Annotated in this window: 13 protein-coding genes; 5 read left to right on the forward strand and 8 right to left on the reverse strand. The window is 53.7% G+C overall.

All coding sequences use genetic code 11. From position 1 onward, the window contains the following. Nucleotides 1-4: 4 nt before the first annotated feature. From AC1DVE_RS09885 to AC1DVE_RS09915, 7 genes are all read right to left on the reverse strand, one after another. Nucleotides 5-853 carry an ABC transporter permease gene (locus AC1DVE_RS09885; RefSeq protein ID WP_160386883.1) on the reverse strand — a complete coding sequence of 283 codons (849 nt, stop codon included), beginning with the start codon at nucleotides 851-853 and terminating at the stop codon, nucleotides 5-7. Next, nucleotides 850-1,698: an ABC transporter permease gene (locus AC1DVE_RS09890; RefSeq protein ID WP_223533750.1), complete on the reverse strand. Its 849-nt coding sequence runs from the start codon at nucleotides 1,696-1,698 to the stop codon at nucleotides 850-852. Before AC1DVE_RS09890 ends, AC1DVE_RS09885 begins: the two co-directional genes overlap by 4 nt. Continuing rightward, nucleotides 1,695-2,813, reverse strand: coding sequence for a quaternary amine ABC transporter ATP-binding protein (locus AC1DVE_RS09895; protein ID WP_160386881.1), 1,119 nt, complete (start codon nucleotides 2,811-2,813; stop codon nucleotides 1,695-1,697). Before AC1DVE_RS09895 ends, AC1DVE_RS09890 begins: the two co-directional genes overlap by 4 nt. 75 nt (nucleotides 2,814-2,888) lie before the next feature. After that, entirely contained in the window at nucleotides 2,889-3,740 is an 852-nt protein-coding gene (locus tag AC1DVE_RS09900) for a glycine betaine ABC transporter substrate-binding protein (protein WP_223459991.1), read from the reverse strand. A gap of 69 nt (nucleotides 3,741-3,809) precedes the next feature. After that, nucleotides 3,810-5,156 carry an NAD(P)/FAD-dependent oxidoreductase gene (locus AC1DVE_RS09905; RefSeq protein ID WP_223533751.1) on the reverse strand — a complete coding sequence of 449 codons (1,347 nt, stop codon included), beginning with the start codon at nucleotides 5,154-5,156 and terminating at the stop codon, nucleotides 3,810-3,812. Continuing rightward, a complete protein-coding gene (locus AC1DVE_RS09910; RefSeq protein WP_223533752.1) occupies nucleotides 5,153-6,670 on the reverse strand; it encodes an aldehyde dehydrogenase in 1,518 nt (505 codons plus the stop codon). Before AC1DVE_RS09910 ends, AC1DVE_RS09905 begins: the two co-directional genes overlap by 4 nt. Further along, entirely contained in the window at nucleotides 6,663-7,574 is a 912-nt protein-coding gene (locus AC1DVE_RS09915) for a dihydrodipicolinate synthase family protein (RefSeq protein ID WP_223459985.1), read from the reverse strand. Before AC1DVE_RS09915 ends, AC1DVE_RS09910 begins: the two co-directional genes overlap by 8 nt. 743 nt (nucleotides 7,575-8,317) lie before the next feature. On the opposite strand from AC1DVE_RS09915, the gene AC1DVE_RS09920 reads away from it, so the two are divergent. Beyond that, on the forward strand, nucleotides 8,318-9,553 hold the full coding sequence (locus AC1DVE_RS09920; protein WP_223533753.1) for an aromatic ring-hydroxylating oxygenase subunit alpha: 1,236 nt from the start codon (nucleotides 8,318-8,320) through the stop codon (nucleotides 9,551-9,553). A gap of 114 nt (nucleotides 9,554-9,667) precedes the next feature. On the opposite strand, the gene AC1DVE_RS09925 is transcribed toward AC1DVE_RS09920, so the two are convergent. Then, nucleotides 9,668-10,621, reverse strand: a complete 954-nt coding sequence (locus tag AC1DVE_RS09925) for a LysR family transcriptional regulator (protein ID WP_172435296.1) — start codon at nucleotides 10,619-10,621, stop codon at nucleotides 9,668-9,670. 448 nt (nucleotides 10,622-11,069) lie between these two features. Between AC1DVE_RS09925 and AC1DVE_RS09930 the strand changes: the two genes are divergently transcribed. From AC1DVE_RS09930 to AC1DVE_RS09945, 4 genes are all read left to right on the forward strand, one after another. Beyond that, nucleotides 11,070-12,107, forward strand: a complete 1,038-nt coding sequence (locus AC1DVE_RS09930) for a quaternary amine ABC transporter ATP-binding protein (RefSeq protein ID WP_150723827.1) — start codon at nucleotides 11,070-11,072, stop codon at nucleotides 12,105-12,107. Nucleotides 12,108-12,115: 8 nt separating this feature from the next. Beyond that, nucleotides 12,116-13,120 (forward strand): glycine betaine/L-proline ABC transporter permease ProW, encoded by a 1,005-nt coding sequence (gene proW / locus AC1DVE_RS09935; protein WP_223533757.1) that lies wholly within the window; start codon nucleotides 12,116-12,118, stop codon nucleotides 13,118-13,120. 69 nt (nucleotides 13,121-13,189) lie between these two features. Beyond that, nucleotides 13,190-14,233, forward strand: a complete 1,044-nt coding sequence (gene proX / locus AC1DVE_RS09940; protein ID WP_223459981.1) for a glycine betaine/L-proline ABC transporter substrate-binding protein ProX — start codon at nucleotides 13,190-13,192, stop codon at nucleotides 14,231-14,233. An 87-nt stretch (nucleotides 14,234-14,320) separates the two neighbouring features. Further along, nucleotides 14,321-15,670: an MmgE/PrpD family protein gene (locus AC1DVE_RS09945; RefSeq protein WP_223533754.1), complete on the forward strand. Its 1,350-nt coding sequence runs from the start codon at nucleotides 14,321-14,323 to the stop codon at nucleotides 15,668-15,670. The last annotated feature ends 17 nt before the right edge of the window (nucleotides 15,671-15,687 follow it).

The following is a 15,687-nucleotide window of genomic DNA, read 5'->3' on the forward strand; positions in this document are numbered from 1 at the left end:
CCTTTCAAAGGAGTTTGCTGGGGGAGTGACGCTGTAACGCGCCCCGTGACAGTCGATCCAACAGCAGCGCAATAGCGACAATGGCCAGGCCCGCTCGAAGGCCTAATCCCATCTCCATCCTGGAGAGGCCACGGGTAACTTCAGCCCCCAGACCGCCCGCCCCCACCAAACCTGCCAGCACCACCATCGCCAGCGACATAAGGATGCATTGGTTCAGGCCTACCAACAGTGTGGGTGCAGCAGTCGGCAGTTCAATTTTGAACAGAATGTCTTTAGGTGAAGCACCGGACGCCTGGCCCAACTCAAGGAGATCCTTGGGCAACTGCTTGAAGGCCAGAGTCGTCAATCTGAGCATCGGCGGGATGCCGTAAACAATCGTTGCGATGATCGCGGGCACCCGTCCCAAGCTGAACAGCATCACTGCGGGGATCAGGTATACCCAGGGCGGCACCGTTTGCATGATGTTCAGAATCGGCAGCAACGCTTCATCTACACGCTTCACCCGGGCGGCCAGAACCCCCAGCGGGAAAGCAATGGCAACAGAGATCAGGACCGACACGCTGACGAGCGCAATCGTCTGGATGGACGCGACCCAAAGGCCAGCGAACAAACAGAAAGCCAACATCACCGCAGCGAAAACAGCGACTCGTTTATTGGCAAAAAAGAAGGCCGCAACGACGACAATACCGATGAATAAGTACGGATGGGGAGCAAGCAGCGCCCCCTCCACTGCACCGAGTACCGCCTCAATGACCTGACTTATCCCTTTGAACAATCCATGTAAATTAGTGTTCAGCCAATCAACGGCGGGAGCCAGGTAATCGCCTGGAGAAAATTGAATGTGCGTTGTCATTGGGAAGCCCTCACCCGCGCCTGTGCAGCACTCTGCGCCAGACGATCCAGGATCATGGTCAGGATAACGATAGCGATGGCCGCGTTGATCGACTTGGCGATATCCAACGTACGGATGGAACCGTAAATCGCCTCGCCCAAACCGCCCGAACCCACAATGCCGGCGATGACGACCATACCGAACGCCATCATCAAGCTTTGGTTGACACCGGCCATGATGCTGGGCATGGCGAACGGTAAGCGGATCTTGAAAAACATCTGCATTCCAGTCACGCCGCTGGCATCTCCCAACTCGATGAACTCCTTGGGTGTCATGCGAATACCCAGCGAGGTCAGTCGTAGCGCAGGGGGAAGCGCGACGATAAAAGTCGCCAACAGCGCCGTGGCAGGGCCGTAGCCGAGCAGTGCAATGGCCGGTAGCAGGTAGATGTAGGGCGGCATCGTTTGGATCAAATCCAGACAAGGATCAACCACGCGATCAAAGGCCGGCGCCAGACCGGCAATGACCCCCAGCGGAATGGCGACAACCAGTGCCAGGACAGTTGCTGTGAGCACCAGGGCAAGCGTGCTGACTGTCTCTGGCCACAAGCCGATGACGTCGCAAAACAACAGGGCCAAACCTGCAAGAATTGCAAAGCGAACGCCAGCCAGACGCCAGCCAATCAACGCCATGACAATCGCTACAACGTAGTGCGGTGGATAGGCGACACACCACAGCACACCTTCGTAAATGCCCTTCAGCACCGCATTGACGGCATCGAACACGAACTCGCCATTGTCCGAAAGCCATTCCAGTCCTGTATCAATGGAGGTATCAAACTGACTAGAAAAATCCGGCGTGCTCATGCGGACGCCTCCATCGCACCGGCGGTTGGTACTGGCACCAACTCGTTGGGAATACCTTGAACGCCACGCAGCAGATCACGAGGCGTAATGATCCCGACCACTGTTCCGTTATCGACGACGGCAAGCCCGTCGCGCTTGGACTTCATCGTCAAGCTGATGAGTTCATCAATATCGGCGTCAAGCGAGGTTTGAGTGAGCCTGGAAATATCGCAAGTCGGCTGTGCGGCCTTGTAGGCTTGGACAGACGTCATGACCGAGTGAGCCTTGACCAGATGCAATCGGGAAATGCCGGCGACGAATTCCGCCACGTAGTCGTCAGCCGGGTTGAGCACGATTTCCTCGGCGGTGCCAACCTGAATGATGGCGCCATCCTTCATGATCGCAATGCGGTCACCGATGCGGATGGCCTCGTCCAGGTCGTGTGTAATAAACACCGCGGACTTGCCCAGCTCCTTGGTCAGCTGGCGGAACTCATCCTGCAACTGTCGGCGAATCAGCGGATCAAGCGCGCTGAACGGCTCATCCATCAAAATTATTTCTGGGTCAGCTGTGAGTGCACGCGCCAGTCCGACCCGTTGTTGCATGCCGCCTGACAGTTCGCTTGGATAGCGTGAAGTCCACTCGCTCAATCCAACCTTTGCTAGCGCCTGCTCGGCCACTTTGTAACGTTCAGCCTTGCCCACACCCTGCACTTCCAGGCCAAACGCGGTGTTCTCAAGAACCGTACGGTTAGGCAGCAAGGCAACGCTTTGAAAGACCATACCGATGTGACGCGCCCTCACCTCTCGCAGTTGTGCCGGCGACAAGGATGAAACGTCCTTGCCTTTGACCAGGACCTTCCCCGAGCTCGGGGTGATCAGCTTGTTCAGCAACCTTATAAGGGTGGATTTGCCACTGCCGGACAAACCCATGATGCAAAATATTTCCCCCCGGCGAACCTGGAGACTGACATCGGAAACCCCGACCACGCAGCCATGGTTTTGCAGGATCTGGGTCTTTGAAAGACCCTGCTGGACAACCGCGTCCATGGCTGCCGGTGCATTTTTACCGAAGATTTTCCAAACCGACTGGCAATCTACCAGCACTTCGTCAGTATTAATTGTGGCCATTGTCATTTCGCAATCCATCGAACCAGTTGTTTGCTGGTTTCTTTAATTAATCAAAGGGCGGCAGTGGCAAACAAACAAAACTTAATAGTTCTTGATATTTCCCCAACGATTTACAAGATCTGTATGACTATCAATCCAACCCTTGATAGCCTCGTCCATGGTCTTGCCATCCTTGACTTCAGCATTCATCGCGGTGATGTCCGTGATAGGCACATAAACACTGGCCATCAGTTCACGCGCACGCGGATTGGCTTCAGCGAAGCCTTTGTGTCCAATCCAGTAATAACCCTGCAACGGCGGGAAGACCCCTTTTGGATCTTTCAAGAATTTGAGATCAAATTTCTTGGTCATCCAGGAAGGATCCCAGACGGTTACCGCCACCCATTCTTTTCGGTCGACTGCCGACTTTAAAGCCGCGGTCATGGCCGAAGTACTGCCTTCGACCAGCTTGAGCTTGATGTCGTACGCTTTGACCACGTTGTTCGCGTCACTCATCAAACCCGAACCTGGCTCAATACCAATGATTCTGTTCCCCAGTTTGTCCGCGTTTGCATTCAGCTGTTCGATGGAGTCGATGTCTACGTAACTGGGTACTGCCATGCCCTGATAAAGACCAAAGGAGACCGGTGACAGCTTCTCGATTTTGTTCTTGTTCTTTTTCCAATAATCGGCGGCGGCGTAATCAATCTGGGATGCCAATACCTGAATATCCCCTTTGCTGAGTGCAGCGTAGGCGATACCCCACTCGGAAAACTCCACGACTTTTACGGTATACCCAGCGTTCTCAAGTACTTTCTTGGTAATGCCGGTAATGGGCACCAAATCCTCCCAAGACATGGTCCCCATTACTATGTTTTTTTCTTCAGCGTGTGCCTGCAAACTCATCATGCCCACAAACGCGAGCGCGCAGAATGCCTTCCAAATATTCTTCATGGATTGTTCCGTTATTATTAGTGACTTATTAAACGGCCTTTTATAGGAAAAGCCGACAGCTTAAACTTGTTAACCTTCTCGCCCGGCCCAAAATTCATGCCAACGAATGACCGAACTGACGCCCAGCTTCGTTATTATTTGGGGGGGTAGCCTGCTGGGCCCTGGCGCGTGACTGAAACTATCCAGAAAATCAGAACGTATACCCGAAGCCAATTCCGCCGCCATTACACCTGCCAGAGTGCTCTTGACCGTTCCCAACCCATTTTCGCAGCAAGCCGAATACAGGTTTTCTTCGATCTCGCCAAATGCAGCGGCGCTGTTACGACTCAAACACAGACGGCCGGCCCAGCTGAACTCCAACGCAGTGGATTTCAATTCGGGAAAGCGTGCATCCAGAGAATGTCGCTGTTCTTTGGCAACCGCCGCTACACGCTCTGGCGTGACCTGGATACTCGGGTCATAGGTGAACTTTGTCCGGATGACGATACGCGAGAGACCGTCTGTAGAGATTTTACGAACAGTCGCGCCCATTGGATCAGCTGGCAACAATGCCCACTTGGCTCTACCCGGCACGTCTTTCTTGAATGCATCATCACTGTACGTTGCCGTCATGGAGGCGTACGTAAAGACGTGCAGCAGGCGTCCCTGATAATGACCAAAGTCTTCAATGTGACCGTTAACCCCAAGAATGACCTTGGGTGCGTGCACCGTCCCGTTATGAGATCGAGCGATCCAGCCGCTGCCCTGCTTCGACAATTCAATAACTGGAGAGCGCTCAAAGAGAGTGATTTTCCCTTCCAGCCCTGCTGCCAGGTCTCTGATGTATTGTGCGGGTTGAATCAACACAGCTCCGGGGGTATAGATCCCTCCATGGTAATAGGTAGACCCGGTGATTTCACGCATTTGCACTGCATCAAACATCTCGAACTTTTCGCCAATGCGCTCAAGGGATTTGGCATAATTGACGTTCAGCTTCAATCCACGCTCAGTGGCGGCAGCGTTGATCTTCCCTGAAGGGTCAAAGGTGTCTGCGGACATGCCGTACTCGCGTGCGGCTTGCGCAGCAAAATCAATCGCAAAACGATTTTGCGTGATCTCCAGCGCCGTTGCAGACTCACTCGCCACGGAGTATTCCCCTGACGACAGACTGTGCGGCACATCGATCATGAAGCCAGAGTTTCTGCCCGCCGGGCCCTTGGCGACTTCATGAGCATCGACCACAACAATGCTGTCACCCGGGTGTAACTGTGAAAGTCTGCGAGCGGCGGACAGGCCAGCAAAACCGGCACCGATAATCAGCCAATCCGCCGTCACGTTTCCATCAAGCATGCGGACAGGCGCAGTGCGTGCGGAAATCGCCTCCCAACCTGAAACCCCGGTGTCTACCGGCAGGCGCTTGATGGTATGGGTGCTCATTTTTCGGTCTCTTCATCCGACCGATCAGACACATCGATCCAGATTGTTTTGATTTCGGTGTACTGGTCATGGGCAAAAATGGATTTGTCCCGACCACCGAAGCCCGACTCTTTGTAGCCGCCGAATGGCGTCGAGGCATCGCCCTCACCAAAGCAGTTCACGGTGACAATGCCGGCGCGAATTTCCCGCGACAACTTGATTGCTCGGCGAAGGCTGCCGGTGTAAACCGAGGCCGCCAGGCCGTACACCGTGTCATTGGCCAGGGCAATGGCTTCGGCGATCGAACTGAATGTGGTGACTGAAAGGATCGGACCGAATATCTCTTCCTGGAACAGACGGTTGTCTCGACCGACACCGTCAATCACGGTTGGCTCTACGAAGGCACCGTCTTTGGTCGCGCCACCGTAAACAACTTCAAGCTTCCCGGCGGTGGCGTGCTCAAGGTACGACTTCACTTTTGCGAAATGCTCTGGGCTGACCAGCGACCCTACGCGGTTTTGCGGATCGAGTGGGTCGCCCATCTTCCATTCGCGGATGTAGGCGCCCATGCGCTCCAGCAACTCGTCTTTAACAGACGCGTGGACGATCAGGCGCGAGGTCGCGGAGCAGTTTTCGCCCATGTTCCAGAACGCGCCGTTGACGACATGCTCGGCCACACGATTCAAGTCTTCGGCATCATCCATCACTACCGCCGGATTTTTCCCGCCGCATTCGAGCACGATGCGTTTCAGGTTCGAATCGGCTGCGTAATGCAGGAAACGGCGGCCGGTCGCGGTGGAGCCGGTAAAGCTCACCATGTCGACGTCGTTATGCAAGCCAATGGGCTCGCCAACCTCTTTGCCCGTGCCGGTCACAATGTTGAGGACACCGGCGGGTATACCGGCTTCAAACGCCAGCTGAGCGACGCGCAACGTGGTCAGCGACGTTTGTTCTGCAGGTTTGACGATGACCGAACAGCCCGCAGCGAGCGCTGGGCCGATTTTCCAGGCAAGCATCAGCAGCGGGAAGTTCCAGGGCAATACGCAGCCCACCACGCCGATCGGCTCCCGGACCACCATGCTCAGCGCGTCGCTGCCCACCGGGGCGGTGTTGTCATAAATCTTGTCGATCAGTTCCGCGTGCCAACGCAGGGTGTGGATGGTGTCCGGCACATCGACCAGCTGACACTCACTCACAGGCTTGCCGCTATCGAGGCTCTCGAGGACGGCCAGTTCGTGTTGATGGCTTTCAAGCAGGTTTGCAAACTTCAACAGAACCGCTTTGCGCTCCCTGGGAGAAATCGATCTCCAGCGTCCATCCTCGAAGGCCTCTTTGGCGTTACTCACCGCAAAGTCGACATCCTCGGACGAACAGGCAGCGACGTCTGTCAAAAACTCACCTGTTGCCGGGTTGTTCGTGGCGAAGGTTTTGCCCGAGATCGCGGATTTAAACGCGCCATTGATGAACGCCTTGGATGGCAACGAAATATCTTTGGCCAGAGCGGCATACTCGGCCTTGCTCAGAAGGTCACCCATGGCTGGCTCCCGAAGTAATGTTGGCTACGTTACGTTTGAGTTCAGTAATGACCGACGCGAAACTCTGCTTTTCGTCCGCTTCAAGTGGCTGCAATGGCAGGCGCACGTTACCGACTTTCAATCCGGCAACTTCGCAGCCGTACTTGATCGACTGCACGAACTTGCCACCGTCCAGGGCATTCATCAGCGGCATCATTGCCGACATGATTTGACGGCCTTTGTCGAAGTTCTTTTCGATCACGCAGGCTTCATAAAGCGCAACGTGTTCCTTGGGCAGGAAGTTGGAACCTGCGCACACCCAACTGCGGGCGCCCCAGGCAAAAAACTCGAGGGCCTGGTCGTCCCATCCGCAGGACAAGGCGATGTTGGGGAACTGCCGGGCCAGCATATGCACCTGGCCCATGTCGCCGGAACTTTCTTTGATGGCGACGACGTTTTTCGATTGGCTGACACGCGTGAAATATTCTTCATCCATCGAAACGCACATGCGCCCCGGATAGTTGTAAAGCATGATCGGCAAGTCCGCTGCGCGATCGATAGTGAGCGCGTGAATCGCGTTTTCCTGTGAGGTTGGCAGCGCGTAAGGCGGGGACGTGACGAGAATGGCGTCCGCTTTGATCGATTTGGCATCCTTGGCGTACTGAACCGCATCTTCGGTACGAATCGCCCCGGTGCTGACGATCAGTTGCACCCGAGTGCCGATCACATCTTTGGCGTAGGCTGCCAACTCGGTGCGTTCTTCCGAAGTCTGCGCATAATACTCGCCGGTTGAGCCGCCGATAATAATGCCGTGTACTTTCGCCTCAATCAGCGACTCCAAAACTTCCGAGTACACATTCCAGTCAATCTCCCCATCAGAGTTATAAGGAGTTACTGCTGGCGTATAAATACCTTCAAATTTCAAGATAAATGCTCCGAATGCGAGTTAGGTGGAAGATCAACAAACGCGTCAGCCTTGATGCCTTGAACACGATAAAAATCGCCATGTTTTCACGGGACAGTTCCCATTGCTCAAACACGAGATCAACTACGGCACTTTGGCTACTGTTGAATCCAGACTGGCATGGGCCAAGAAGGCGGTCAATAGAGTGTATTTCTGACGTATACATTTCTAAATGGACGCATCACTTGTCACAGGAAATAAATATCCCTTTATATTCAATGACATAAGATTTCCTCGCCGCGTCCACGACGTCAATCGATAACATTTGTTTATGCATTGATCAGAGTAAATGTTTCTTGTTGATGCATGATTGCCGTCGTAGCCTTACAACAGCGATATTCTACCGACGAATTGGAGAAGAAGATTTCTCGTACATTCGTCCCGTTAGTTAAGATTCGTTTGCCCGGGATCGAATATGGTGCTGTAGAAATATTGCTGTTGATGCAAACATCGGCATTAAAGAATTGTCTGCATTAGTAATGGATCAGAAACGAAATGAGTGCACGGATGGCACCCCCATCCAAGAAGGCACATTTCGTAAGGCGCTTCCTGGACGTGGCAAACCGTTCCGGTTCGCGGATAGAAGCAGCACGGTTTGATGGGCTTGCATCCACAGACGGTACTGCGAACTCAAGACCGTTTGGCCTTACCTCGCTGAGCAGGCTGAATGTGTCGCCCCCTTGGTATTTTGGAGTGTGTTGACCGTGAGCACTAAATCGGCAGTTTCAAATCTAATCGCGCAGCGCAAGCCTGACCACGCGCTGCCAGGTGCCCTTTATAGCGATCCAGACGTTTACAGGCAGGACCTGGAACAGATCTGGCACAAAAGCTGGATCTTCGCAGGGCACACATTTGAGCTGGAGAAGTCGGGTCAGTACCTGTCGCTGCAAATCGGCGATTACCCTGTCGCTATCGTGCGCGGCGCAGACAAGCAGATTCGTGCATTCCACAACGCCTGCCGCCATCGCGGCTCCAAGGTGTGCCCGGAAGCAAGCGGCAAGGTCGCCAAGCTGGTGTGCCCTTACCACAAATGGACCTTCGAGCTGGATGGCAGACTGCTTTTCGCCGGGAACATGGGGGATGATTTCGACAAGTCTCAGCATGGGTTGAAAACCGTGCATTGTGAGGTCGTCGAAACGTACATCTATGTGTGCGTAGCAGATGTCGCCCCAGACTTTTCGTCGTTCAGAAAATCCGTCACCCCTTTCGTTGCGCCTCATAACCTGGACGACTGCAAAGTCGCGTTTGAGTCGAACATCATCGAGAAAGGCAACTGGAAACTGGTTTTCGAGAACAACCGCGAGTGTTACCACTGCGATTTTACTCACCCGGAATTGATGCACTCATTCGTCGACAACCCATCAGTGGGTGGCGCCGGCGGCGATGAGGATCTTGAACTCAAAGAGCATTGGGATCGTTGCGAAGCAGCAGGCCTGCCCAGCCAATTGGTCATGGACGAAGACGGTCGCTTCCGCATGACGCGCATCCCCCTTTTTTCCGGGGCCGTCAGCTACACAATGGATGGCAAGCCTGCGGTTGCCGGTCGCTTGGACACAACCGGTGAAGCCAACATCGGTGCGCTGCTTTATTTCAACTACCCATCAACCTGGAACCACTTTCTGGGCGATCACGCGCTGAGCTTCCGCGTTCTGCCCATCGGTCCGGGCGAGACGTTGGTCACTACAAAATGGATCGTCAAGAAGGACGCGCAGGAAGGTGTCGACTACGATATCGATCGCCTGACCAAGGTTTGGCTTGCAACCAATGACCAGGATCGCACCTTGGTGGAAGGCGCACAGGTCGGGGTCAGCTCTCCTGCTTACGAGCCGGGCCCATTGTCGGTGGCCAGCGAAATTGGTGTGTGTCAGTTTGATGACTGGTACTGCAAAACGATGCTTGAGCAACTCAATGACACGATCCCGTTGAGATCTGTCGGCTAAGTACAAAACTGCCGGTGGTGGGAACCACGAATGATCACCACCGGCATACCCAAACTTCTCCCCTCCTCGCACCCCGAGTCACTGCTCAGTCAGTACTCCTATCTTCTAAACAGCTCAGGAAAACTGGGCGAGAATCCAGTCTCGTAGCCGGCAACAGGCGTCGTCATTGATCCGGTCTTCACGAAATGTCAGATAGTGCTGACTTTCATGGAGAACCACTTCCTCTTCTATCGGCCGAATCAGCGTGCCGTTTTCGATCAGGTTTGCAACCAGGTGATTCCATCCGAGGGCGACGCCCTGATGGGTCAACACCATGCTAATTACCAGGTTGTAGTCGTTCGCGTTGAACACGTGAGGGCTGTCGTGGGGGCGTTTCTCGATATCAACATCGTGATAAGCCAGCCAAACGCCCCAGTCAACGTGCTCCGCTACCTGGGATCTGCCATAGGGGCTGAGGTTTAGCAAAACCCCGTCGCGTAATCCTTCCAGGCTGGACAGCTCAGGGTGCTCCTCTTTGTAACGAGGTGTGCACACCGGGTAGATGACGTCATGAAACAACGGATAACTGCGGTAGCCATCCTGAATCCTGGCCATTTTGGTGATGAAGATGTCCGGCGTTACACCCGGTTCCATCGACAAAAAGTTTTGAGTGGTTACCAGATTGAGGTCGATGTCTGCGTTCTTGGTAAAAAAACCTGGCAGCTTCGCTGCGAGCCAGAGGGCTGAAAACGCGGGAGAACAGCAAAGCGTCAACGTGCGCTTGCCTGCATTGTTGGTGCGAATGCGCTCCGCCGCCTGGGAAATGTTGACGAAAGATAGCTGTGCCGCATCAAAAAAGATGGATCCGGCTTCCGTCAACTCGACTGCTCGCCCCACCCTCTTGAAGAGATCCACCCCAAGGTACGCCTCAAGTTCCCGAATCTGACGGCTGATTGCCGCTTGAGTAACGCACAGTGCTTCTGCCGCACGCGTAAAGCTCTGATATTTTGCGGCGGCTACGAATGACTTCACTGCTTTCAGAGACGGCATTTTCAGCAGCGTCATGTCTGGATCGATGTGCTTAACCATAACCTAGAGTATTGAATATCCGGTTCGGGGCCCTTTGGAGGGCCTTAAGGGATGAGATCGGTGGGAGGGTGCCACCTAGAGCCTACGCTGGAGCGTAGCTCAAACACAGGGTCTAAGACAGGGCCAGCCGCAGTCGTCTTCGCAACTAGCACTGCCGCAGTCGCAAATTGACATGATTAATTGATTGATAACATGACGTTATTGATTGGCTGGAAGAAATGTTGTTAGACGCTGACTCTATTAGGTAATAACTTGGTTCTCAAGGTACTGCTTAATTCAGCGCCGATAAAACAAAAATAATAAACATCACATAATAAAGAGGATGGTCACAATGACTATTTCCCAACCTTTCTCCAAGCTTGACTGCCCCCACAAGCACCGTCTGAACTGATCAAGACACGTACACCTAAATTCTTGATCTTACGTCGTAATTGCAGCAGGAGGGGTTATGAGTCTTGGTGACGAGATACTCTCGGTAAAAAACATTTACAAAGTCTTTGGTGCTCAGCCAAAACTCGCGATGGAGATGCTGGCTCGCGGTGCTGATAAAAGTGAAATTTTCAGCAAAACCGGTCAAGTCGTTGGCGTTTTTGATGCCAGTTTCTCCGTAAAGCGTGGAGAGATTTTTGTCATCATGGGGCTTTCCGGTTCCGGGAAGTCGACGATGGTCCGCTTGTTCAATCGACTGATCGAGCCAACCTCCGGAACAATCCATCTTAACGGACAGGAAATTACCGGTCTGTCGGATGCTGATCTCCTCAGCGTTCGTCGCAAAGACATGAGCATGGTGTTTCAGTCGTTTGCCCTGATGCCCCACATGAGTGTGATCGACAACGTTGCTTTCGGTCTGGAAATCTCGGGTGTCGAGGAAAGTGAAAGGCATAAACGTGCACTCGAGGCACTCAAACAGGTGGGGCTCGATGGCCACGCCTACAGCTACCCGCACCAACTGTCCGGCGGTATGCAACAGCGGGTAGGCCTGGCCCGAGCGCTGGCTAACGACCCAGCCATCCTGCTAATGGACGAAGCCTTCTCGGCACTTGACCCGTTGATTCGCCACGAAATGCAGGGCGAACTGATCCGCCTGCAGGCAGAACAGCATCGCACCATCATCTTCATCTCCCATGACATTGACGAGGCGATTCGCATCGGCCATCGCATTGCGATCATGGAGGGTGGCCGGGTAGTACAGATCGGTACCCCGCAAGAGCTGCTTTGCAACCCGGTGAACGATTACGTCAGGGCTTTCTTCAAAGGTTTCGATGCCTCGAAGATCCTGAAGGCTGGCGATGTTGCCAAGATTTGTGCAGAGCATCCGTACGCCGTGGACCAATCCACGCCTACGCTGCGCGACGATGTACTCCTGCAGGACGTCTTTCACATCGTTGCTGATGCAGTTAATCCAGTTGCCGTCCTGGATCGCCAGGGTGTGTTCAAAGGCACGATCTCCAAGAGCCTACTGCTTCAGACAATGAGCCGACACTAATAGTCTCTATTTGCTGGCTTGCCAGGCTCGGACATTCAGGTGATGACATGAACGAATTCAGTTTTCTAGACCCGTTTCAATCCATCAACGTCCCTTTGGGCCAATGGGTAGAAGTTGCCTTAAATTATCTGGTTCATAATTTCCGCGAGGTATTCCGCTCAATTAGATGGCCAATCGACCAGGTACTCAATGGTATTCAGTTCGGATTGTTGGCTATTCCTCCGTCAATATTCATTATTATTGCGACGCTCCTCGGCTGGCAGGTAGGAGGGAAAAAGATAGGGATCCTTTGTTTCGTTACCCTTACCCTCTTAGGAGTGATCGGCGTATGGAGTGACGCCATGGTCACCCTCGCCCTGGTGCTCACTTCACTGTTCTTCTGTGCAGTTATTGGCATACCGCTGGGTGTCCTGTGTGCCCGGAGTGACAGACTGGAGATGCTTCTGCGGCCGGTACTCGATGCAATGCAAACACTGCCTGCATTTGTTTATCTGGTGCCCGTGGTGATGCTGTTTGGTATCGGCAACGTACCGGGGGTGCTGGTCACGATCATCTTTTCGGTAGCACCACTGGTCAGGCTCACCAATCTGGGAATTCGCCAAGTACCGGAAGACAAGGTTGAGGCGGCCCGGGCTTTCGGATGCACCCCACGCCAGATGCTGAGACGGGTTCAACTTCCTTTAGCTGCACCGACGATCATGGCGGGTCTGAATCAGGCATTAATGTTGTCACTTTCCATGGTGGTGATCGCATCAATGATTTCGGTTGGTGGGTTGGGAATGATGGTACTTCGCGGGATTGGCCGCCTTGATATGGGCTTGGCAACCGTCGGTGGATTGGGGCTGGTATTGCTGGCGATTTTCCTCGACCGACTGACCCAGGCGATGGGCGAACGCAGTAACAGGGCAACCAAAGGTGAGCACTGGTACCAGACAGGTCCGGCGGGTGTCATTTATCGCCTGAAGAGAAAAAACGCTGTTACGAAAATAGAAGTCAGTCCCAAAGAGAGCTAACTCCGCTAAGCGGCGCGTCGTGAACCAAAAGAAATGCCAACTTCTTTAATCCAGCCAAGGCAAACGATAATGAACTTCACAACCTTCGGAATAAAACAGAAATTCATTCACTCTGTGGCGCTTTTAGTACTAGCGGTTTCCCCTGTTTTCGCATCAGCCGCCACGGCGCAGGAGCCCGGAAAAGGGGTATCGATCACCCCAATTTTCCCGTCAATTGCCGAAGAGCGATTTCGCGGAGAGATCGCAATGGCGGGTCTCAAGGAATTGGGCTACGACGTTGAGACTCCTAAGGAAACCGAGTACTCCACCATGATGATTGCAATTGCCAATGGTGACGCTGATTTCTCGGTTCATCTGTGGGAGGAGCTACACAAATCTTTCTACGAGAAGGCCGGCGGCGATGAGACGATGGTGAAAACCGGCGACATTATGCCGGGCGTACTACAGGGCTACATGATCGATAAGAAAACGGCTGATGAGTATCACATCACCTCTGTCGATGATCTGAAAAAGCCAGAGATAGCCAAGCTGTTCGACAGTAATGGCGACGGTAAAGCCGACCTGACGGGTTGCAACCCCGGTTGGGGGTGTGAGCTGGTCATTGCCCACCATATGAAAGCCTATGGCCTGGAAAAAACCGTCACAAATAACCAGGGCTCCTATTTTGCCCTGATGGCCGACACCATTGCTCGTTACAAACAAGGCAAGCCGGTTCTCTATTACACCTGGGTACCTCAGTGGATCTCCGGTGTTTTGGTCGAAGGTAAAGATGTTGTGTGGTTAACCGTGCCGCGTACGGATCTTCCAGGTGGCAAAAACGATGTCAACACTACCTTTAATGGTAAAAACCTTGGTTTCGCGGTAGACAGTGTCAAAGCGGTAATCAACAAAGAGTTTGCCGAGAAAAATCCGGCTGCCGTGAAGTTCCTGTCTGAAATGCAGATCACTACCGACGATGAAAGCGCGCAAAATCTGAAAATGCACAACGGTGAAAAAAGTGCAGCTGACATTACTCGTCACGCCAAAGAATGGATCGCGGCCCATCGCGCGAAATATGACAGCTGGCTGGCAGACGCACGAGCCGCGGCTAATACCGCCACCGCAAAAAATTAGTCCCTTCATTTAAATCTGCATAAAAGGTTGCCCTTCCCCGGGCAACTTTTTCATCCGTTTCGGCGTTCATCATTCAGGAATCATGAAATGCAGTTGTATTCATTCGTCCAGAATTTCAGTTACAAGGACGCGCCCCTGCATACACGCGAGTTGGTTAAAACTTGCCTGCTCGACATCATTGGTGTGGCCGCCGGTGCTCGCGACAATCAAACCAGCGTGATGCTCAAAACCTACGCTGACACCCACTACTCTGCCAACAAGCTGTCCAGCCGCCTTTGGTTCGACGGCAGAGCCGTACATCCATTGGGCGCCGCGTATGCAGGCGGTTTCTGCGTTGATAGCCTGGATGCACATGAAGGTCACTTCACCTCCAAGGGGCATGCAGGTGCAACTGTTGTCCCGGCCATTGTTGCATTGGTTGACGCGTATCGCAGTCAGGGCAAAGACATCAGCGGCGAAGAACTCCTCAGCGCACTGTGCATCGGTTACGAGACCGCCTTACGGGCGGGCCAGGCATTGATGGCCACCGCCCCTGAATATCATGCCTCAGGCGCCTTTTCCGGGATCGGGGTCGTTTGCGCCGGTGCCCGCCTGCTGAAGCTTGATGAAACGACATTCCGTCATGCGCTGGGTATCGCGGAATACTTCGGCCCGAGGTGCCCGATGATGCGCCTGGTGAGCTTTCCGACAATGTTGCGTGATGCCCACGGCGCCGGGGCGTATGCCGGACTGAACGCATTACTGATGGCACAGCTCGGTGTCACTGGCGCTCCAGCCGCCACCGTTGAACCTTTGGAGATTTCCACTTTCTGGCAGGACATCGGAACCCGTTGGGAGATCGACGAGCAATATTTCAAACCGTGGCCGGTATGTCGCTGGGCGCAACCGGCACTCACGGCCATGACCGATTTGATGCGAACACATCCAGTCATCACTGCTGAGTTGATCGAGACCATTGATGTCGAGACATTCCACGAGTCTGTGTGCTTGCAGGGGCATTTTCCGAAGAATGCGGATGAGGCCCAATATGCGCTCGCATTTCCACTGGCCGCCTTGATCGTTCGTGGAAAGCTGGGCCCTGACGAAGTCACCGGGGATTCCATTCATGCGCCGGACATCTTGAACATCAGCGGGAAGATAACCCTTCATGAGGCGCCCGACCTGTCCGCCAGGTTCCCTGAGGAAATTCTCTCCCGCGTCACAGTTACCCTGAAAGACGGCACGCGTCTTACGAGCCCAACCGCGACGGCCAAGGGCGACCCCGGCAACCCTATGTCGAGTGCCGAACTCACGGCTAAATATCATTTGCTGGCTGATGACAGCTTGGGATCCACGCTCAGCAATGCGATCAAGAACAGTGTTGAAGCACTGCCTGAGAGCGATGACTGCCAGGCATTCTTTGATTTGTTGCTGTCTGCTCCAAAAACCGCTGTCTAGATTGCGCAACGGTTTCG

Source organism: Pseudomonas sp. P4_B4 (genome assembly GCF_056402255.1).

Bases quoted from the DNA above. Each gene is read 5' to 3' on its own strand.
- AC1DVE_RS09890 (WP_223533750.1), bottom strand. From the start codon at position 1,698: ATGAGCACGCCGGATTTTTCTAGTCAGTTTGATACCTCCATTGATACA.
- AC1DVE_RS09900 (WP_223459991.1), bottom strand. From the start codon at position 3,740: ATGAAGAATATTTGGAAGGCATTCTGCGCGCTCGCGTTTGTGGGCATG.
- AC1DVE_RS09925 (WP_172435296.1), bottom strand. From the start codon at position 10,621: ATGGTTAAGCACATCGATCCAGACATGACGCTGCTGAAAATGCCGTCT.
- AC1DVE_RS09895 (WP_160386881.1), bottom strand. From the start codon at position 2,813: ATGACAATGGCCACAATTAATACTGACGAAGTGCTGGTAGATTGCCAG.
- AC1DVE_RS09905 (WP_223533751.1), bottom strand. From the start codon at position 5,156: ATGAGCACCCATACCATCAAGCGCCTGCCGGTAGACACCGGGGTTTCA.
- AC1DVE_RS09945 (WP_223533754.1), top strand. From the start codon at position 14,321: ATGCAGTTGTATTCATTCGTCCAGAATTTCAGTTACAAGGACGCGCCC.
- AC1DVE_RS09885 (WP_160386883.1), bottom strand. From the start codon at position 853: ATGACAACGCACATTCAATTTTCTCCAGGCGATTACCTGGCTCCCGCC.
- AC1DVE_RS09930 (WP_150723827.1), top strand. From the start codon at position 11,070: ATGAGTCTTGGTGACGAGATACTCTCGGTAAAAAACATTTACAAAGTC.
- proX (WP_223459981.1), top strand. From the start codon at position 13,190: ATGAACTTCACAACCTTCGGAATAAAACAGAAATTCATTCACTCTGTG.
- AC1DVE_RS09910 (WP_223533752.1), bottom strand. From the start codon at position 6,670: ATGGGTGACCTTCTGAGCAAGGCCGAGTATGCCGCTCTGGCCAAAGAT.